Origin of the sequence: Rickettsia philipii str. 364D (genome assembly GCF_000283995.1) — a bacterium.
Lineage (GTDB): Bacteria > Pseudomonadota > Alphaproteobacteria > Rickettsiales > Rickettsiaceae > Rickettsia > Rickettsia rickettsii.
In genome coordinates, this window is the sequence record NC_016930.1 from 705,869 (window position 1) to 724,056 (window position 18,188).

An 18,188-nucleotide genomic window follows, 5' to 3' on the forward strand; every position below is an offset into this window, starting at 1 on the left:
CTTAGTTATATTCAAACTTGATTAATTCAAAGCAATAATCTTGAGTCTTAAAAGCTTCTTCTAGATCTTGCATATGACGATTTCTAACATAGTAATCATTAAAAGCCGTTGTTGATTTAAGGATTACCTTGTTGTTGACTATATCTTCCTCTACCACTACTAATTTACTTAATACCCCAAAATCAATATATTGGTTATAACGTTCAATAAGAAATTTCCGTGCCCTGTACCATATTGAATTAGGATTTAATTGCTTGCTAAGCTGCAATAGGTAATTTTGTTTTTCATCTTCAGTATTATTATGCTTAGCTTCAAGCTCAGCAAATGGTATGATTTGTAATTGCCCAATATTACTGCCATAGATCATTCGTACTTGCTGTAGTATTTTATCTTGGCTATGTTCTGAAAGCGTAATGTTTTTAAGCAATTTTATTTGATAGCTATTACCTACTACCCCAATAAAGTAGCAAGAACTTAGTAATTCATAAGCTGTATCAGGATCAAAACTACCAACAATTTTACGTTTTAGCTGAGCTTGCTTGCTAGTATCAAGGCTACTTTCTATCTTATCTAGATGTCGGTCTTTGGCTTTGTTTACATCGCTAGATTTAAACTGAAATGTAGTGCTGTTGGCTTTAGTAGTTTCTCTGAGCTCATGAGCTAAAGCTTTAGCCATATAGTTCAGTAGGACTTTCTTATGACCAAAATGATATTCTGGATATTGTTCTGCTAGCTTCAATAAGAGCTTATTGATGAAATTAAGATTAAATTCTCGATTTGATTTTACCTGTAATAAATCGGCCTCTTCTTGAGTTAAGGGATGGAAATCTATTAATTTTTTTCTTTTGAACCAGCCTTTATTCTTTACAGATTCTACTGCTGAATCATTATTAGCTGGTGATGCTATTTGCTTACATCTTGCCTTATCCACCTTATCAAGCACTGCTTGCAATGCCTTATTAATCTGTAATGGACCAACGATAAAATCACTTTTGGCTGTTTTGGTATTTTCACTCTCTTGCTGATTATTAGCCGATCTTGTTGTTGCGAATTTTAACTCTTGTGCAAGCTTTTGTTGTTGTGAATATTGTAGTAATTGTTGATTTTGAACAGTTTCATTTTGTTCATTTTGAAAAATTATAGATTTGCTATATCTAGATTTATTAGATATATTTTTATTATTATCTATATATATGTACTGGTCCAAACTTTTTTGGGGTTGAGGCAAAATTTCTTTGGGTTTCACCCCAAATTTATTTTGAGTTAAGCCCAAATTTTTTTCATTTTCATTGAGAATTTTTTGAGAAAATGGCTGGAAATTTCTAGCCAGCTTAATACAAGGAGTATTGCGGCATTTAATACCATATTTAATAATAGTTGCTTTATAAAACTTAATGAAACCACTCTTTTCTAATTCAATTAGGCACTGTCTGACACGTTCTTGACAAACTCCTAAGTGTTCTTCAAAGAAATGATAGGTTTCCTGAAGTTCGTCGATACTATTGTTATAGTAGATTTGCAAGCGGAAGACTGTTAGAGATAGGAGTTGTCTTGAGGTTTTACTTAAAATTTTACCATTACTAGAGGATAGGTTACTCCATTCAGGAGGAATAAAATTACCAACAAAATTGTAGAAAATGATTGAATTTTGATTACCATGATCATGTGTTACACAATCATTAGTAAAATGTGATGAGCATATAGTGTGCATAAGACCTCAACTTAAACATCAGGTTTAGTCAAGGTAGTAAGAGAATTAGAGTACCATTTTTAAAAACGCGATGAGCATATAGTGAGCATATGGAGTAGGGAGGTAAAATTAGTAGATTACAAAAAGCTTGACTGTATGCTGGTGGGCGATAGAGGGGTTGAACCTCTGACCTTTACGATGTCAACGTAATGCTCTAACCAACTGAGCTAATCACCCTTATAATTTTTTTAATCTTTATATAGTTTTGGGTTTATTGAATTATGGACCTTATAATATTTACAATTAAGATAAGTGTCAATTGATTAGTTCAAGTTATATGTTAAAAAGATTATATTGATAAAAAATAGTTATATTGCATACATTTATTAAAAAAACAGAAAAAAACTCCTAAAACAGCTATTTCAATAACTAAAACTTAAGATTAAAGGAAGGTTTTAATGAAAAACTTTGATAAATTTAAAAAAGAGTTATTATCAAACCCCGAAGTAAAAAAAGCTTATGAAGAACGAAAAATGGAATTTGAGATAGCAAGCACTTTAATAAAGGTTCGTCTTGCATCTAATATGACTCAGGCGGATGTTGCTAAAAAAATGTCTAATTCTCAAGCGCAAATAGCAAGAATGGAAAGCGGACATCATATTCCTAATTTCTTAAGCCTTCAAAAATACACTAAAGCTGTAAATCAAAAAATTAATTTGTTGATTACCCCATCATAGGGTGTACTACTAAATCTATATGTAGTTTTTAACCCTTGTTTTTTTAAAAAATTCATTAATGTACTAGATTTCAAGCTTTATTTCCATTATTTATAATATTTTATTATTTAGTCTATAATTTTATGGTGGATTTAAAAACTAAAGCCTTTGATATTTCTCAAAATTTCACTATTGCTCTTGACGGTCCTGCTGCTTCAGGTAAAGGGACTATCGGTTTAATACTGGCCAAGAAATTTTCTCTTAAATATTTTCAGTCAAGTATTGTTTATAGGCAGCTTGCGTTTGACTGTATTAGTCAAAAAATAGATGTCACTGATATAGATGCGGTAATTGCTTTATCTAAAGAATTAAAACTCGACAATAATTTTGACTTAGAGAATGAGAATATAGGAAATATAGCATCGCAAATTGCCGTAATAAGTGAAATTAGAAATAATCTAAACAAATACCTGATTAATCTAGTAAAAACAACACCTAGAATGATTATGGAGGGTAGGGATATAGGCACCGTTGTTGCACCGGACGCCGATTTAAAGATTTTTATAACCGCAAATCCTCAAATTAGGGCTGAAAGACGATATAAGCAGTTGCAAGCAAAAGGAAAAACATGTATACTCGATGAGATTTTACAGCAAATAATTTTGCGAGATAAAAGAGATAAAGAGCGAAAAGCTGCACCGTTATTACCGGCTTCAGATGCTTTAATTATCGATACTTCAAAGCTTGCGGCTATGGAAGTCGTAGAAGAAGTAACAAATTATATAAAGAATAAAATAACTTGAAAAAGTGCTAGGTTATTTTATTCGATTTTATGGCGTTATTGCATGGCTAGTATGTCATTCCCGCGTAGGCGGGAATTCAGCAACTAAAAGGTAAAAACACACTGAATTTTTAATATTAAAAGCTCAATTTCGCTTTTTCTGGATTCCCGCCTACGCGGGAATGACATAGAACGCTTTTTTTAGCAATGCAAGAGCATCCAATTTTATTAACCTTTCAAAAAAATTTTATTAGCCTAGGCACTTGAGCTAATATTACGAGAAGAATATGTCAATAAAACTAAAACAACGATTTGTTCCACAACTTGCAGCAATGAATCACAAATTTGCAGAAGATTTCTCTAAAATGCTTGAAACCGTTGATACAAGTCATATAAAAGAAAAAACGGTAGTTAAAGGTCAAGTAATCGAAATAAAAAACGATATAATTATTGTGGACGTTGGATTAAAAAATGAAGGTAGAATACCTAAGTCTGAATTTTTAGCTTTACCTGAAGTTGGGGACGTAGTTGAAGTTTTCATCGAGACAATTGAAGGACGTAACGGCAGAACAATATTGAGCCGTGAAAAAGCAGTTAAAGAGGAATTATGGGGACAACTAGAAATCATGTGTTCCAAGGGCGAATTTGTCGACGGTACGATTTTCGGTCGTGTAAAAGGAGGCTTTACCGTGGATTTATCTGGTGTAGTAGCATTCTTACCGGGAAGCCAAGTTGACGTTAGACCTATTAAAGATCCTACTTCTATAATGCATATCAAGCAACCGTTTAAAATTTTAAGTATGGATAAAAAGCTTGGTAATATAGTAGTTTCAAGAAGAGCCATTTTAGAAGAATCACGTTCCGAAGCTAGAGATGAGATGCTATCTAAAATTAAAGAAGGCATGGTATTAGAAGGAACCGTAAAAAATATTACTGATTACGGTGCGTTTATCGATCTTGGAAGTGTTGATGGTTTATTACATTTAACCGATATTTCTTGGGGAAGAGTTAACCATCCTTCAGAAGTGTTAGACTTTAACCAAAAGGTTAAAGTAATGGTTATTAAGTTTGATGAAAAAACCAAAAGAATATCACTCGGTATAAAACAACTTGATTCTAACCCATGGGAAGCAATTAAAGAAGAATTCCCCATCGGTAAACAAATGACCGGTAAAGTTACAAATTTTGCTGATTACGGCGTATTTATAGAATTAAAAGACGGGCTTGAGGGACTTGTTCATTCAAGCGAAATTAGTTGGTTAAAATCTAATCAAAATCCTAGAAAAACGCTAACTATAGGGCAAGAAGTAGAATTCGTAGTTTTAGAGGTCGATACTGAAAAGCATCGTGTTTCTTTAAGTATTAAACAATGCCAAGAAAATCCTTTAACAAAGTTCGCTGAAAATAATCCTGTCGGTACTATAATTAAAGCACCGATTAGAAATATTACGGATTTCGGTATTTTTGTTGCACTCGGTAATAATATGGACGGCATGATTCATGAAGGTGATATTAGCTGGGAAGATAAAGGAACGGATCTATTAAAATCATACAAAAAAGGTGACGAAATAGAATGCAAAGTTCTAGCCATTAATATTGAAAAAGAACAAGTTAGTTTAGGTATAAAACAATTGTCGCCGAATCCATATCAAGAAATCAGTGATGAATATAAAAAAGGCACCATAGTTAAAGCCCTTATAACAGAAGTTAAAGATGAGGGACTCGAAGTATTATTAAACGATAAAGTAGCAGGTTTTATTAAAAGCACTGAACTATCGGATGAAAAAGACGAACAGAAGCCTGAAATGTTTCAAATAGACAAAGAAATAGAAGCAAAAGTTGTTTCTATCGAGAAATCAACCGGTAGAATTTTATTATCGGTAAAAGCTCATAAAATAGCAGAACGTCAAAAAGCTCTCAAAGCATATGGTTCTAGTGATAATACTACCAATATGGGAGATATACTTGCTAATGCTTTAGAAGATAAGAAGTAATAATCTAGTATAAGTCATTGCGAGGAGAAACTGTAAGTTTCAACGAAGCAATCTCAGGAGTTCTATGCTACTTCATAAGATTGCCACGTCGGTTATTAAAATAACCTCCTCGTAATGACGAAAAACTATTTAATTAATCAATTTCAGGAGAAAATATTAATGTCGTATGTACCGATAGTAATTGAACCAACATCACGCGGTGAACGTGCTTATGATATATATTCAAGATTGCTAAAAGAACGTATAATCTTTGTATGTAGTACTGTTGAAGATCATATGGCAAACTTAATTGTTGCACAATTATTGTTTCTTGAAGCAGAAAATCCTAAAAAAGATATATATATGTATATCAATTCCCCCGGAGGAGTTGTAACCGCAGGTCTTGCAATTTATGACACAATGCAATATATAAAACCTAAAGTGGCTACATTATGCATAGGTCAAGCTTGTTCTATGGGTTCACTTTTACTGTGCGGGGGCGAGAAGGGGATGCGTTATAGTTTACCTCACAGTCGTATTATGATCCATCAACCATCAGGAGGTTATAAAGGGCAAGCTACCGATATAGAAATCCATGCTCAAGAAACCCTAAAAATCAAAAGGTTACTTAACGAATTGTATAGTAAACATACTGAACAAGAGTTACAACATATCGAAAAAAGTATGGAACGTGATAATTTCATGTCACCGGAAGAAGCAAAAAAATTTGGATTAGTAGATAATATAATATCGTCCAGAGATGCTATGGCATTGTTAGCAAAATAAAGATTAAATTCTATAGATTTAGTTTTATTATTATAGTATAAGAGAATTAATTTGTTATAGTCAAGTCAGTGGGATTTGCACACCAGAAGCGAGGAGTTAAACCTAACTAATAGGAGAACAACGAATGACGATGCAGGCGAGTCCAAATCAATTGACTATATTGGGGTCATAGCTCAGTTGGTAGAGTGTTTGAATGGCATTCAAAAGGTCGGGGGTTCGACTCCCCCTGGCTCCACCATGTCTTATTGCTATTTCAATTTATAAATACTTCACACAGTAAACATATCATAAACTAAGGACTTTTTGCTTTCCAAAAAAAGTTAGATAATATTCAAATCTTATCATAATTCCTTTTTAGATTAGTTTTAACTTACTTAGTGAATTAATAAGAGGCTATAAAATGCATAAAGTAATTACACAATTATCAGAAATTAAATTAATTGGTATTACAACAGGCCGGAGAATATAAAGCTCAAAGCGGGGCATTTTAAAGGTAATACAAGTTATTTAATGATAAACAATATATTAACATAAGCTTTACCCCACTTTCTACTTCTCATTTTTTGCTTTTTTTTTAAAATGGCTAGAAATGCCACATATAAAACTATGGTGAGATAAGGATATAGAATGGAGCTTAGAATTGATCGAACAAAAATACTCAAGCTATGTTATAGGATATAAGCTAGAAAATAATGAGCCTAAAAATATACACGCTTACATTATAGAAGCAGACTGTACTCCTTTACAATGCTTATGATTTTGCGCGTTCAGACCCATTAATAAACTTACCTTCAAAACTTGCAGCACTTGATTATTTCTTTAATGCTTAGGTGCTGTGGACATTTAATAGAATAATCATAATTATGACTCTTTTTTGCTGCAAATTATAAGTTTTTTTTGAAATATGAATAACTATTCCTTCAAAAATCTTATTAATTTTCGCTAAAAAATACTTCAAAATAAAAAATCAATTAGAAATCTTCACAGAACCTAGATATATTAATATAGATTAAGTGTAAAAAGAATTAGTGAGAAAATGCTAAAAGATCAGAATTTAGATATAGAAAGAAAGCAAGACCATATTGAAATTAATCTTACGCAAAACGTTGAATCTACACTTAAAAGCGGTTTTGAATCTATTCACTTTATTCACAATGCATTACCGGAACTTAACTACGATAGCATCAATACAACTACTACTTTCCTCGGAAAATCTTTACAAGCACCTATCCTAATTTCTAGTATGACCGGAGGCACGACTAGAGCTAGAGATATTAACTATAGACTTGCACAGGTCGCTCAAAAAGCCGGTATTGCTATGGGGCTTGGCTCTATGCGGGTTTTGTTAACGGAACCGGATACAATCAAGACATTTGCAGTAAGGCATATAGCTCCCGATATCCCTTTACTAGCCAATATCGGTGCAGTACAGCTTAATTACGGAGTGACACCTAAAGAATGTCAGTATTTAGTGGATGCTATTAAAGCCGATGCCTTAATTTTACACTTAAACGTGTTACAGGAACTGACTCAGCCGGAAGGTAATAGAAACTGGGAAAAGCTGTTACCTAAGATAAGAGAAGTGGTTCATTACCTCTCTATTCCGGTAATTGTTAAGGAAGTAGGATACGGTTTATCTAAAAAAGTTGCTGAGAGTCTTATTGACGCAGGGGTTAAGGTTCTTGATATTGCAGGGAGCGGTGGGACATCTTGGAGTCAAGTAGAGGCTTATCGTGCTACAAATGCGTTACAAAACCGTATAGCTAGTAGCTTTATTAACTGGGGAATCCCGACTTTAGATTCTCTAAAAATGGTGCGGGAAGTTTCAAAAGATATTCCGATTATTACCAGTGGTGGGTTAAAATCCGGCATTGACGGTGCAAAAGCAATTCGTATAGGAGCTAATATTTTTGGACTTGCCGGTCAATTTTTAAAAGCGGCAGATACTTCTGAAAGCTTGCTTTTCGAAGAGATAAAATTGATAATCGAGCAACTTAAAATTACCATGCTATGCACCGGATCACGCACTTTAAAAGATTTAGCAAAAGCAGAGATTAGGTTGTAGTAAAATTTATATTCATAATATATTGGCACCAAATTCAAAAATAACTCTTTCGGCCTTATAATCACTCATTTGAACAAGTTTAATTTCCTCAAGATAAATTACCTTTGGTAAATTCGTTAATGACTTTCCGCCAAAATATTAATGCCAGCTTATTTTCAGAAATAACCACAACTTCCCATAATCTTTTATACATTTGCCAAATTTGCTTAGCTACTTGCCTACCAACTCCTTTATTTTGAAATCTTGCTATAATAAAAAATTCCCCCATATTCCAATCGATTTTATAATGCGTTCCAACCTTATTAAGCAATATAAAACCTGCTATTTCGTCATTTAATTTAATTCAATAGGCTTTCCTATCCGTTTCTATAAAATATTTTTTGTAATTATCAGCGTCATATAAACCATCTCGTGACAATGTCCAATCATATTTATCTGATTCAAACCCACAATAACCCGATATATCATATATATAAAACCGTACCATATTTTGGATTAGAGGATAATCAGCAACGGTTGCAGTGGTTAAACGTATATTCTTTACAGATTCATTCTTCATAACTCTTGTCTTAAATATAATTTAGCCATTTCTCCGGAATTATGATAACCTAGCACTTCATAAAATATATGCGTACTGTCTTTAGCACATCGATAACCAGAAGTAAGATCAACGATTACGAGGCTATATTTTTTTACTATTTCTTCTAAATATTCCATAAGCTTTTTACCTATTTGTTTTCCCCGATAATTCTCATCAATAACTAAAGCTTCAATATGAATTCTAGTTTTATCTGAGGCGAAAAGCAGCGATTTAGACCAAGCAATAAATCCAACTATTTTATTATCTAAACTAGCTAAAGCAACACCATACCCCTCACGATTTATAAAATTCTTAAAACGTGCTATTAATTCTTCTGAACTAGAAGGATAGCCAAGTTGAGCCATCAAAGGTAAAATATTTGTAATATTATCAGGAGTTGCTAAACTAATATTTACACTACTCATAATTATCCTTTTTCTCTTCGTTTCTTTAACCTAGCTAAATCTTTTGGACTAGGTAAATAGCTTTTTCATTTCGTAGGTAAATTCTTCGGTTAATTTAAGTTTAAATTTACCCGTTTTTAATTCAATAACAACATAGCATTTAAGTTTAACATGATAAAAAACTAAATCTAAGTAATAATCCTCTCCTTCTAATTCTATAGGTATGGAGTACCTATAAATGCAAAATCTTGACTGAGTTCTAATAAAAAATCCTTAATATTATCTATTAGCTTATTTTCTAGTTCTCGTTCTAAAATATTTTCTTTAATATCTAGAAATTCTAAATTATAAGGATTTTTTATAATTGATTTTGCTAAATCAGACTGCATTGCCGGTAAAGTATGTCCAAAATTATTTATACTTTTTCCTGATCTTGCGTATAAATTGCTTTTAATTTGCAAGGTTAGTACGTTACGTGACCAACCGTTTTCTATAGTTTGTGCATACATACCAAAGCCTTTCAGTATGATTTTTAACTTTTGAGACAATGACTATATGATATCCCCAGGGAATTTCTCCAACAGGCTGTTGGGGGATTTGTTCATCGTTATATTCTTCAGCAAATTGCCTCATATAAGAAATATTTTATTTTGATAAGATCATCCTTTCATTTCAGGAAATTCTTTTAATAAGTCTTTAGAAAAATTTTCTATAACTTTTGCTCCCCACTTCTCAAGCTTTTGACGTTTAATTATTTGAAAACCAATATTTCAATATAGTTTTATCAATTCTTTATTTACGCTTAAATGTGCACGAATTCGTATTTGCTTGATTTCTAGCTTCAGATTCTCAATTAAATCGTAGTATGATTTGTAATCTAAAATATTATTCATTTACTCAATATTATTTGTATGCTCTAAAATCTTCTCTGCTAAAGCACTTGCCGTTAGATCACTAACATCTATTTCTAACAAATGAGAATGCGTTATATTAATTAACTCTGCGTTTCCTTCAATACTCAAAGATTTATAACACAAAACTCTATCGGGCCTTTGTATTCGTTTATTATTTTCCTCTACTGAAATAAGTAGTTTTACCGGTACAACAAGAGAGTCACGCTGCAAAGCCATATTTTCTACTTGCTTAAAAAGCTTATGATCACCTTAATTATCTTCTAAGACATTGGTTAATAATTATTATATGGCTTTTTGGTTATTTAGGTATATGTTAAATATTGCTGAATATCATAGAAAGTACTAAAAAACACAAAATTTCCTTTCATATATCCTTTAGTGTTTTATAATGGCATACAAAAATAATACTGCTCCTTTAAATTTATGGGAATTATTTGAAAATAGTGAATTAGTAAAAGCTACTTGTATTAATGATTATCAGCTAATTAATGTTCATGAAATTCCTGATGAAAAATTGACAGAAAATACTTGGTCAGGAATTTTATAATTTTTTATGAAGCACATTCATACACGAGATTTGTTAAAGAGATGGTAAGAAATAGCAGACCTTTTACCTATATTTGCTGAGGTTAATATAGGGATTGATTATATAGAGTTAATTTTATTCTACATTTTGACCAAACTCGGTCAAAATGATATAATAGAAATAGCAAAAATACTTAAAGCACAATATAATATAGCCAAAAATTTAATCACAGCTGGTGTAAAAACTGATTTAATAGCTACCTCAACCGGATTAAAGAAGGAAGAGGTTGAAAAACTTAAATAAATTACTTATACATGTATTTATTATCATTTATATTAGGAGGATTAAATGCATTACTCCGTCAATTACATTTATCAATTCGCTCTATAGAGTTTTATAAAGATGTATATAAAAACTATCAAGGATACGGAATAAGATATGTATTTACCTTATCTTTTATTCCATCAATAATTTATTGTATTTTTATATTAAATTACCTAATAACTTTAAAAGATTATTTTAACGGAATACAATCATCAAAAGTTACAGCCAACATTGAATATATTATCAATCAATTACCGGAAATTAAATATAATAATTCAAACATTTCAGTTGAAGAAGTAGAGCCTATATATTTATATAGCAAGAATAACAAGAAAATAGTCGTCATTGATACAAAAAATCAAGTTTCTAACAAAGAAAAAAGCAAAATACCGTTTGTACTTGAAGAGAATAAGCTGAAGATAAATTTAATTGTAGCCAATACTAAGAAAACTTTCCCAAGTACTATTAACTATTCTGAGATATTCAAGCAAAATGAAGTAATTTTAACTCCTGAAATAATAAAAAAATATTTTGCCGATCATTTATTATATGCCCCCAATTTATTTATTTATTTCGGTATGCCGGCTATTATATTATTTTGGTTTGTAACATTCTTATTAGAGAGAAGTATTATAGTTTTGTTAGTATATAGCTTAGCTAATTTACTTACTACTAAAACTTCAATACAAACTTCTATAAGGTTAGTAATGTTTTCAAGCGGAGTCCCGATAATATTACAACCGGTTATTATTATATTAATACCGGAATTAAGCATATTATTACAGCTACTACAAATGTTTACAACTTATTTAGTATTTGTCGCTATTTGGCAAATTAACAAGAACCTATCGCACTATATGTAAGAAAAATCAGTTATCATATAATATGTGATTTTAAATCCTCAATTTACTAAAAAAATAGCCTATTATTAAAAAAATAAAAGTTTTTATTGTTAAAATGAAACCTAAAGTTATTTTTTTATAAATTTATTTAAATGGGTAAGAACAAAAAAGAAAGTAAGGTTTGCAGAAGAGCTGCAAGTTAAGGAATTTTCACAAGATAAAGAAGCAACAGAAGTAGACCTTATAAGAGGAAGAATAATTAATATTTATGATAAAGGTAGCTACTTAAAGCCGGATCAATTGGTAATTCATGAACGAGAAGCTATTGGAGTAAAAAATGTTGAAGTAAAGAGCAATCTAAATTTCTTTCAACAAATTTTCGCTGCAGTAGGTCTTATAAAGGACACAAAAACAATCAAAGAAGAATTTACTTATACTATCGGCGATATACAAGGAATATTAAAGGATAACGGTCAATTTATTAATAATTCTGAAGAAATTAGAAAATTTGTTGATAAAAATAGAGATATTCAAATTGCAGATATTGACGGTATCGGTATTGGTAATTTAAATCATCAGGGTAAAATACAAATTAATTCATAAGTAATGAAAAAATTATTCTTTATAAGGATGGTCAATTAGCTGCTATTGCAAAAAAAGGTCCACTTATAAATCAAGAAGGAGAGCCTTTATACAAAGATAACTTAGTCCAAAAAGATAATAAAGTTTATCTAGTTGGAGATGTCAGAAGAAATATTGATACACCTTTTAGAGATCCCAAAACTAGAGCTAGAGATAATTGGAATAGATTAATAAAGAAATTTAAGCATGCTTTAATACCGGAACATGAGTTAGGAAAATGAAACGATGCAATAGTAGATTCTGTAAGATTTAAAGTAGTTCATCCCAATCCAAAACTTGCAGAACATCATCTTCAAGAAATAGCTCAAGGTAAACAAATATGGGATGGGCATAAATTTAAAATATTACGTATGGGACCAGAAGAAAAAAATCACCAATTATTCTATGATACCTCCTCTCAAAGATTACTTGATGCTAACGGTAAAGTAGCTTCTACTATCGGTAAAGAAAGTAAAAGCATGAATAATGTTCAAGCATTTGTAATGGGAGAGGATGGAACAATTTATATGGGTACTCATAAAAATCAATATTTGCCAAATACTAAAAATCTTGTTCAAGGTTCATTTTTAAGTGGAAAGCCTGCGGAAGCAGCAGGAGTTATAGGTATAAATGATAGGGGAAAAATTGATTACCTTCGTAATAATAGCGGTCATTATCAACCTGAAGCTTTAGATATGTACTGATTGTCAAATCGATATTCAAGGGCATCTCGAATACTTGTTACTGATTTTGTAAAACATATGGAAACCAAAGTAGGTTTCAGCAAAAATGCTAAAACTCATTATGAAAAACTAAGAGAGGCAAGAATAGAGAAAATTAAAAATTATCAAACTAATTTAAAAAATATTGCTGCTTCTTCAAAACCTAAAGCTAGAAATAGAACAACAAACAGAGAGCGTGGATAATAAATTAACTATTTATAATTAAATGTCATTCCTGCGAAAGCAGGCATCCAGCTAAATGTCATACTCCAGCATTGTTGCATGGATTGGTAAAACCCATTATGTCACCTAGTTCGCTTGACCACTGGGACCATAAAAATAATTTAAAGTACTAACATTTAATTGGGTCCCGCTACAAGCTTGCGGGATGATGACAAAACAATTTTGGATTCCCGCTTCTAGCTAGGAATGATATCGAAGGTGTTTTTTGCACCATGCAACAACGTCCCTAGGTAATGTTGGATTAACACTTATTTATAATATTCTCTCCTTCTTTTCTACTGCTACTAGTTTTTACACAATTAAATTTTAGTTTATATTAACAAGCTAATTTTTTATTAAATAATATAATTATATACTTGACTAAATTACTTGGGTATTGTAGATATTAAACAATTTTAAGTTTTAATAGGTTGGTTATATGATGCTGACGACTAAAGGAAGATATGCCGTAATGGCAATACTTGAAATGGCTTCAAAATCAAGTGCCGAACCGGTCACTTTGAATGAAATGTCCGTAAAACAAAATATATCACTTAACTATTTAGAGCAGATATTTTCTAAACTTAAAAAAGCTGATCTAGTTAAGGCTATTAGAGGATCGAAAGGTGGGTATATTTTAATCGGTAACCTAGAAGAAATAAAAATTTCCGATATTATGGACGCCGTTAACGAAAATTTTATAATGACTACCTGCTATAAGAAGTCAGTTAAAACTTGCGTGCCTGATACAATAAAATGTAATTCGCATAAATTATGGCAAGGTCTTGGTAAGCATATTAGAGATTATTTTGAAAATATCTCAATTAAAGATGCTTTAAACTCAAATTTAAATATATGATATATTTAGACCATAATGCTACTACTTGTATCGACCCTAGAGTTAAGGAATTCATAATAAGTTTAATGGACAAGGAGCTTAACCCTTCATCAGCACATAGCTCAGGTAGATTTGCTAAGAATCTCATAGAAACGGTACGCGCACAAATAGCGACGGCTCTTGGTATAACCTTATCATCTAGAGAATATGATATTACTTTTACTTCATCAGGAACTGAAGGTAATAATTTAATAATGAAAAATTTTTATGACGGCGATATTTTTATTTCAGCTATTGAACATTTATCGATCTATAACCATATAAACTACGCTCCAAATATTAAAGTTATAAGTGTTAATACGCAAGGGCTAGTTGATTTAGAACATTTAGAAGAGTTGTTAGCTCAAAGTAATACTAGTAAAAAACTAGTTTCCATAATAATGGCTAATAATGAAAGCGGAGTTTTACAAGATATAGCTGAGATAGGTAAAATAACTAAAAAATATGAGGCAAAATTTCATAGCGATTTAGTGCAAAGTTTTGGCAGAATACCAATAAATATCAAAGCATTAGGATTAGATTTTGCTACAATTTCAGGGCATAAAATAGGAGGGGGGCAGGGTGGTGCTGCTTTAATTTCTAGCTCTAATTTTCAAGTTACTCCAATGATTATAGGAGGAGGGCAGGAAAAATCAGTACGCTCAGGCACTGAAAATGTTTTAGCAATTGCAGGATTTGGTTTAGCTTCTGCATTGAGGACAGACAATATCTCAGAAAATTATATAAAAATCAAAAAGTTACAAGAAAATTTAGAGCAAAAATTAAAAAAATATCCTAATGTAAATATTGTTAGTAATAACGTAGCTAGGTTGCCTAATACTACCTTAATTACTATACCAAATACGGATGCACAAGCGAAATTAATCGGGTTTGATTTACATAATATTTGCGTAAGTTCCGGTTCTGCTTGTTCATCGGGAAAAATATCTAAATCACATGTATTAACCAATATGGGTGTAGGGGAAGAAGAAGCAAAATCTTCGATTAGGATATCTTTAAGCCATACTAATACGGTAAGTGATATAGAGGCTTTTATAGAGGCTTTTGAGGAGATTTACGATGTCATTCCTAGCTAAAAGCTACGTTGTTGCACGGCTCGGTTTATGTCATTCCCGCTTCCGCAGGAATGACATCGATGACTGTTTAAACTATACCAAAACATGAATTAATTTAACCATATGACCCCACAATTAAACAATTTAACCTTACCGATATATATGGATTATCAGGCGACGACTCCAATAGATCCAAGAGTAATGGAGGCAATGTTGCCTTATTTTACTACCAAGTTCGGCAATCCTCATTCACGCAGCCATTCTTTCGGTTGGGAGGCAGAAAACGCCGTTGAAGAGGCCAGGAGTATGGTAGCAAAGTTAATAGGAGCGGATACTAAAGAAATTATTTTCACTTCCGGTGCAACTGAGTCTAACAATCTTGCAATAAAGGGAATAGCAAAATTTTACAGCAATAAAAAGAATCATATTATTACCGTAGTCAGTGAACATAAATGCGTACTTGATGCTTGCAGGCATTTAGAGCAAGAAGGTATAAAAATCACATACTTACCGATTAAGCCAAATGGAATAATCGATTTAGAAACTCTAAAAAATGCCATTACCGATCAGACTATGTTAGTTTCAGTTATGGTGGTTAATAATGAAATAGGTGTTGTTCAGCCTTTAAAGGAAATCGGGAAAATTTGCCGTGAAAAGGGCGTTTTTTTTCATTCCGATATTGCTCAAGGTTTTGGTAAAATTCCAATTGATGTTAACGCATTTAATATTGATCTTGCCAGTATCTCAGGGCATAAAATTTACGGTCCGAAAGGAATAGGTGCATTATATGTAAGGAAAAAACCTCGTGTGCGTATTACACCGCTCATAAACGGTGGCGGGCAGGAGAGAGGTATGCGTTCAGGTACGCTACCGACTCCTTTAATCGTAGGGCTTGGCATGGCTGCTGAAATAGCGTATAGTGAGATGGAAAAAGATACTAAGCACGTAAATTACTTATTCGACAGATTTTTAAATAATATACATAAGCGAATTTCAGAAGTTTATTTAAACGGCGATAAAAATCAAAGATATAAAGGTAATTTAAATTTAAGCTTTGCCGGAGTTGAAGGAGAATCAATGATCCTTGCCATTAAAGATTTAGCGGTTTCCTCCGGTTCTGCTTGTACTTCTGCCTCTTTAGAGCCGTCATATGTTTTACGTTCTATTGGAATCGGTGAAGAGCTTGCCCATACTGCAATTCGGTTCGGCATAGGTAGATTTACTACCGAGCAGGAAGTTGACTACGCAGTAAATTTAATATGCTCAAAAATCGATAAACTAAGGGCATTAAGCCCTCTTTGGGAAATGATGCAAGAGGGAATTGATTTGAAAAAGATTAAATGGGCTGTACATTGAGAATATCGGCATTGCGAGCAGCCGTAGGCTGCGTGGCAATCTTGTCAAATATCCTGAGATTGCTTCGTCAAAACTTACAGTTTTTCCTCGCAATGACGGCTCAGGTATTCACACAAGTATAACATACAAAACCAAATTTTAGAGAATAACAATGGCTTATAGCAAAAAAGTGATAGATCATTATGAAAATCCTCGTAATGTTGGATCGCTTGATAAAGAAAATAAAAATGTTGGTACAGGACTAGTTGGAGCTCCTGCTTGCGGTGACGTTATGAAGTTACAAATCGCAGTTGATGATGACGGGATTATTACAGATGCTAAATTTAAAACATTCGGCTGCGGTTCAGCTATTGCTTCAAGTTCTTTAGTAACGGAGTGGGTTAAAGGAAGATCGGTAGAAGATGCCGAGACTATTAAAAATACCGAAATAGCACAAGAATTGTCACTTCCACCGGTCAAATTACATTGCTCACTACTTGCTGAAGATGCAATAAAAGCAGCTATAGCCGATTACAAACAGAAAAAAGAAAGCAAAAAAGACTCTTAAAATATGAAAAATGTTATTTCATTAACCGATTCTGCTGCAAAGCAAGTAAAATTGCTAATAGAAAAACGCGCCAAGCCTACCTTTGGTATTAGGGTAGGGGTTAAGTCAGGCGGTTGTGCCGGTCAGACTTATTACGTGGAATATGCCGATAGTAAAAATCAATTCGATGAAGTAGTTGAAGAACAGGGCGTACGGATACTAATCGACCCAAAGGCATTAATGTATATTCTAGGTTCTGAAATGGACTATGTAGAGACTAAATTCAAATCCCAATTCACTTTCACCAATCCTAACGAAAAAGCTAATTGCGGCTGCGGCAAATCTTTTAGCGTGTAACACTTTAGAATCAATAAAGGTTTTAAAATATGTTTAACTGGGTTTATAATAAGATATTCTCTTAAAAGCACTAGAGGAAAGAATTGATTTCTTTTCTCCGCTTAATACAGAAGAAAAGGAAAAAAGAAGGGCTGAAATTAGACTTATGAGGGATGCTGATATCAAATTAGATGATGACTTTGAAAATTCTTTTTACTATTCAAGCTAGTAAAGATTTGGAAGAACTCGAAAATAATAAAGGATTAGAAAAACGTTTAAAAGCAGTAAAAAAACACTGGCATATCTACAGGCAAACCCTCGTCATCCTAGTTTAAATACCCATAAACATAAAAATCTGTTAAAGGACATAAGACATAACGGAGAAGAAATATTTAAAGCTTATGCTGAAAATAATATTCCTGCTGCTTATAGAATTTTTTGGTATTATGGACCAAACAAAGATAATATCACACTATTCTAGCAATTACAGCACATCCATAAAAAGTCAATTGCAGTTGACTATTACACCAATAGCTTGATTTTAAGAAAAATCATGCACATCACCGGAAAATGAAATCCCCCAGCCTACTGCGATATGATTAGGATCGCGTATATTAGTATATTTAACTAAATCCTGAACAGGAGTATCATAATTTGTGAAATTTTTGATAAAGCATCTCCTGATTTCACTGTATAAACTTTAGCGGTGCGATTTGGCATATTAACTCCTAAGATTATTTTTGATAGCTTAAAAAGCTATCAATCTTTTGTTTAGAAATCAAGAGTAAAATAATTATAGTAGTTTTAACTATTGCTAAAAATCATTATTTCAGCTATGTTAAAGCTGTTTC

General features: G+C 32.2%; 22 protein-coding genes, 2 tRNA genes and 2 pseudogenes. 17 read left to right on the forward strand and 9 right to left on the reverse strand.

Annotation, left to right across the window (positions count from 1 at the left end; translation table 11 throughout):
* Position 1: 1 nt before the first annotated feature.
* Together RSA_RS03610 and RSA_RS03615 are read right to left on the reverse strand one after the other, a co-directional pair.
* A complete protein-coding gene (locus RSA_RS03610; RefSeq protein ID WP_014364760.1) occupies positions 2-1,711 on the reverse strand; it encodes a hypothetical protein in 1,710 nt (569 codons plus the stop codon).
* A gap of 139 nt (positions 1,712-1,850) precedes the next feature.
* Positions 1,851-1,927: transfer RNA gene (locus RSA_RS03615), tRNA-Val, on the reverse strand.
* A 221-nt stretch (positions 1,928-2,148) separates the two neighbouring features.
* Here RSA_RS03615 and RSA_RS03620 point away from each other — a divergent pair.
* The 6 genes from RSA_RS03620 (at position 2,149) to fni (ending at position 8,011) form a co-directional block, all read left to right on the forward strand.
* Positions 2,149-2,427 carry a helix-turn-helix transcriptional regulator gene (locus RSA_RS03620; protein ID WP_012150926.1) on the forward strand — a complete coding sequence of 93 codons (279 nt, stop codon included), beginning with the start codon at positions 2,149-2,151 and terminating at the stop codon, positions 2,425-2,427.
* A gap of 122 nt (positions 2,428-2,549) precedes the next feature.
* A complete protein-coding gene (gene cmk / locus RSA_RS03625) occupies positions 2,550-3,209 on the forward strand; it encodes a (d)CMP kinase (protein WP_014364761.1) in 660 nt (219 codons plus the stop codon).
* Positions 3,210-3,474: 265 nt separating this feature from the next.
* On the forward strand, positions 3,475-5,181 hold the full coding sequence (locus tag RSA_RS03630; protein WP_014364762.1) for a 30S ribosomal protein S1: 1,707 nt from the start codon (positions 3,475-3,477) through the stop codon (positions 5,179-5,181).
* Positions 5,182-5,340: 159 nt separating this feature from the next.
* On the forward strand, positions 5,341-5,946 hold the full coding sequence (clpP, locus tag RSA_RS03635) for an ATP-dependent Clp endopeptidase proteolytic subunit ClpP (protein ID WP_014362920.1): 606 nt from the start codon (positions 5,341-5,343) through the stop codon (positions 5,944-5,946).
* A 162-nt stretch (positions 5,947-6,108) separates the two neighbouring features.
* Positions 6,109-6,184, forward strand: a tRNA-Ala gene (locus RSA_RS03640).
* A 798-nt stretch (positions 6,185-6,982) separates the two neighbouring features.
* On the forward strand, positions 6,983-8,011 hold the full coding sequence (fni, locus tag RSA_RS03645) for a type 2 isopentenyl-diphosphate Delta-isomerase (protein WP_014364763.1): 1,029 nt from the start codon (positions 6,983-6,985) through the stop codon (positions 8,009-8,011).
* An 88-nt stretch (positions 8,012-8,099) separates the two neighbouring features.
* On the opposite strand, the gene RSA_RS03650 is transcribed toward fni, so the two are convergent.
* From RSA_RS03650 to RSA_RS03675, 6 genes and pseudogenes are all read right to left on the reverse strand, one after another.
* The gene (locus RSA_RS03650) at positions 8,100-8,321 is read right to left on the reverse strand and encodes an acetyltransferase (protein WP_014362361.1); all 222 of its coding nucleotides are present in this window, start codon (positions 8,319-8,321) and stop codon (positions 8,100-8,102) included.
* Positions 8,322-8,354: 33 nt separating this feature from the next.
* A complete protein-coding gene (locus RSA_RS03655) occupies positions 8,355-8,570 on the reverse strand; it encodes a hypothetical protein (protein ID WP_014364764.1) in 216 nt (71 codons plus the stop codon).
* Complete coding sequence (locus tag RSA_RS03660; protein ID WP_014364765.1) at positions 8,567-9,016, reverse strand: GNAT family N-acetyltransferase; 450 nt, start codon at positions 9,014-9,016, stop codon at positions 8,567-8,569. The genes RSA_RS03655 and RSA_RS03660 overlap by 4 nt, the downstream gene beginning before the upstream one ends.
* Before the next feature lie 48 nt (positions 9,017-9,064).
* Positions 9,065-9,504, reverse strand: a pseudogene (locus RSA_RS03665) (PDDEXK nuclease domain-containing protein).
* Positions 9,467-9,628, reverse strand: coding sequence for a DUF1016 N-terminal domain-containing protein (locus tag RSA_RS07550; protein WP_080582425.1), 162 nt, complete (start codon positions 9,626-9,628; stop codon positions 9,467-9,469). Before RSA_RS07550 ends, RSA_RS03665 begins: the two are co-directional and overlap by 38 nt.
* Before the next feature lie 260 nt (positions 9,629-9,888).
* Positions 9,889-10,125: a hypothetical protein gene (locus tag RSA_RS03675; RefSeq protein WP_012150920.1), complete on the reverse strand. Its 237-nt coding sequence runs from the start codon at positions 10,123-10,125 to the stop codon at positions 9,889-9,891.
* Positions 10,126-10,297: 172 nt separating this feature from the next.
* Between RSA_RS03675 and RSA_RS08920 the strand changes: the two genes are divergently transcribed.
* From RSA_RS08920 to RSA_RS03720, 11 genes are all read left to right on the forward strand, one after another.
* On the forward strand, positions 10,298-10,456 hold the full coding sequence (locus RSA_RS08920; protein ID WP_014362917.1) for a transposase: 159 nt from the start codon (positions 10,298-10,300) through the stop codon (positions 10,454-10,456).
* A 126-nt stretch (positions 10,457-10,582) separates the two neighbouring features.
* Positions 10,583-10,738 carry a hypothetical protein gene (locus tag RSA_RS08925; RefSeq protein ID WP_012150918.1) on the forward strand — a complete coding sequence of 52 codons (156 nt, stop codon included), beginning with the start codon at positions 10,583-10,585 and terminating at the stop codon, positions 10,736-10,738.
* Between the two features lie 11 nt (positions 10,739-10,749).
* Complete coding sequence (locus RSA_RS03685) at positions 10,750-11,622, forward strand: DUF1189 family protein (RefSeq protein ID WP_041472345.1); 873 nt, start codon at positions 10,750-10,752, stop codon at positions 11,620-11,622.
* Between the two features lie 279 nt (positions 11,623-11,901).
* Positions 11,902-12,204, forward strand: a complete 303-nt coding sequence (locus RSA_RS03690; protein WP_014364767.1) for a hypothetical protein — start codon at positions 11,902-11,904, stop codon at positions 12,202-12,204.
* Between the two features lie 389 nt (positions 12,205-12,593).
* Positions 12,594-12,926 carry a hypothetical protein gene (locus RSA_RS03695; protein WP_196792857.1) on the forward strand — a complete coding sequence of 111 codons (333 nt, stop codon included), beginning with the start codon at positions 12,594-12,596 and terminating at the stop codon, positions 12,924-12,926.
* Entirely contained in the window at positions 12,927-13,148 is a 222-nt protein-coding gene (locus tag RSA_RS08930; protein WP_231284199.1) for a hypothetical protein, read from the forward strand.
* 457 nt (positions 13,149-13,605) lie between these two features.
* A complete protein-coding gene (locus RSA_RS03700) occupies positions 13,606-14,025 on the forward strand; it encodes a Fe-S cluster assembly transcription factor (protein WP_012150915.1) in 420 nt (139 codons plus the stop codon).
* Positions 14,022-15,140 carry a cysteine desulfurase family protein gene (locus tag RSA_RS03705; RefSeq protein ID WP_014364768.1) on the forward strand — a complete coding sequence of 373 codons (1,119 nt, stop codon included), beginning with the start codon at positions 14,022-14,024 and terminating at the stop codon, positions 15,138-15,140. The genes RSA_RS03700 and RSA_RS03705 overlap by 4 nt, the downstream gene beginning before the upstream one ends.
* 102 nt (positions 15,141-15,242) lie before the next feature.
* Entirely contained in the window at positions 15,243-16,475 is a 1,233-nt protein-coding gene (locus RSA_RS03710) for an IscS subfamily cysteine desulfurase (protein ID WP_012150913.1), read from the forward strand.
* Positions 16,476-16,626: 151 nt separating this feature from the next.
* Complete coding sequence (gene iscU / locus RSA_RS03715; RefSeq protein WP_014364769.1) at positions 16,627-17,022, forward strand: Fe-S cluster assembly scaffold IscU; 396 nt, start codon at positions 16,627-16,629, stop codon at positions 17,020-17,022.
* Positions 17,023-17,025: 3 nt separating this feature from the next.
* Positions 17,026-17,358, forward strand: coding sequence for an iron-sulfur cluster assembly accessory protein (locus RSA_RS03720; RefSeq protein WP_014364770.1), 333 nt, complete (start codon positions 17,026-17,028; stop codon positions 17,356-17,358).
* Between the two features lie 520 nt (positions 17,359-17,878).
* Here the strand turns inward: RSA_RS03720 and RSA_RS09510 are convergent.
* Positions 17,879-18,057 (reverse strand): annotated as a pseudogene (locus tag RSA_RS09510) (LysM peptidoglycan-binding domain-containing protein).
* Positions 18,058-18,188 lie beyond the last annotated feature (131 nt).

Coding starts and splice junctions, on each gene's coding strand:
- RSA_RS07550 (WP_080582425.1), bottom strand. CDS start 9,628: ATGAGGCAATTTGCTGAAGAATATAACGATGAACAAATCCCCCAACAG.
- RSA_RS03620 (WP_012150926.1), top strand. CDS start 2,149: ATGAAAAACTTTGATAAATTTAAAAAAGAGTTATTATCAAACCCCGAA.
- RSA_RS08920 (WP_014362917.1), top strand. CDS start 10,298: ATGGCATACAAAAATAATACTGCTCCTTTAAATTTATGGGAATTATTT.
- RSA_RS03710 (WP_012150913.1), top strand. CDS start 15,243: ATGACCCCACAATTAAACAATTTAACCTTACCGATATATATGGATTAT.
- RSA_RS03705 (WP_014364768.1), top strand. CDS start 14,022: ATGATATATTTAGACCATAATGCTACTACTTGTATCGACCCTAGAGTT.
- RSA_RS03675 (WP_012150920.1), bottom strand. CDS start 10,125: ATGGCTTTGCAGCGTGACTCTCTTGTTGTACCGGTAAAACTACTTATT.
- RSA_RS03685 (WP_041472345.1), top strand. CDS start 10,750: ATGTATTTATTATCATTTATATTAGGAGGATTAAATGCATTACTCCGT.
- clpP (WP_014362920.1), top strand. CDS start 5,341: ATGTCGTATGTACCGATAGTAATTGAACCAACATCACGCGGTGAACGT.
- RSA_RS03630 (WP_014364762.1), top strand. CDS start 3,475: ATGTCAATAAAACTAAAACAACGATTTGTTCCACAACTTGCAGCAATG.
- RSA_RS03655 (WP_014364764.1), bottom strand. CDS start 8,570: ATGAAGAATGAATCTGTAAAGAATATACGTTTAACCACTGCAACCGTT.
- RSA_RS03660 (WP_014364765.1), bottom strand. CDS start 9,016: ATGAGTAGTGTAAATATTAGTTTAGCAACTCCTGATAATATTACAAAT.
- RSA_RS03610 (WP_014364760.1), bottom strand. CDS start 1,711: ATGCACACTATATGCTCATCACATTTTACTAATGATTGTGTAACACAT.
- fni (WP_014364763.1), top strand. CDS start 6,983: ATGCTAAAAGATCAGAATTTAGATATAGAAAGAAAGCAAGACCATATT.
- RSA_RS03720 (WP_014364770.1), top strand. CDS start 17,026: ATGAAAAATGTTATTTCATTAACCGATTCTGCTGCAAAGCAAGTAAAA.
- RSA_RS03695 (WP_196792857.1), top strand. CDS start 12,594: ATGGGACCAGAAGAAAAAAATCACCAATTATTCTATGATACCTCCTCT.
- iscU (WP_014364769.1), top strand. CDS start 16,627: ATGGCTTATAGCAAAAAAGTGATAGATCATTATGAAAATCCTCGTAAT.
- cmk (WP_014364761.1), top strand. CDS start 2,550: ATGGTGGATTTAAAAACTAAAGCCTTTGATATTTCTCAAAATTTCACT.
- RSA_RS03700 (WP_012150915.1), top strand. CDS start 13,606: ATGATGCTGACGACTAAAGGAAGATATGCCGTAATGGCAATACTTGAA.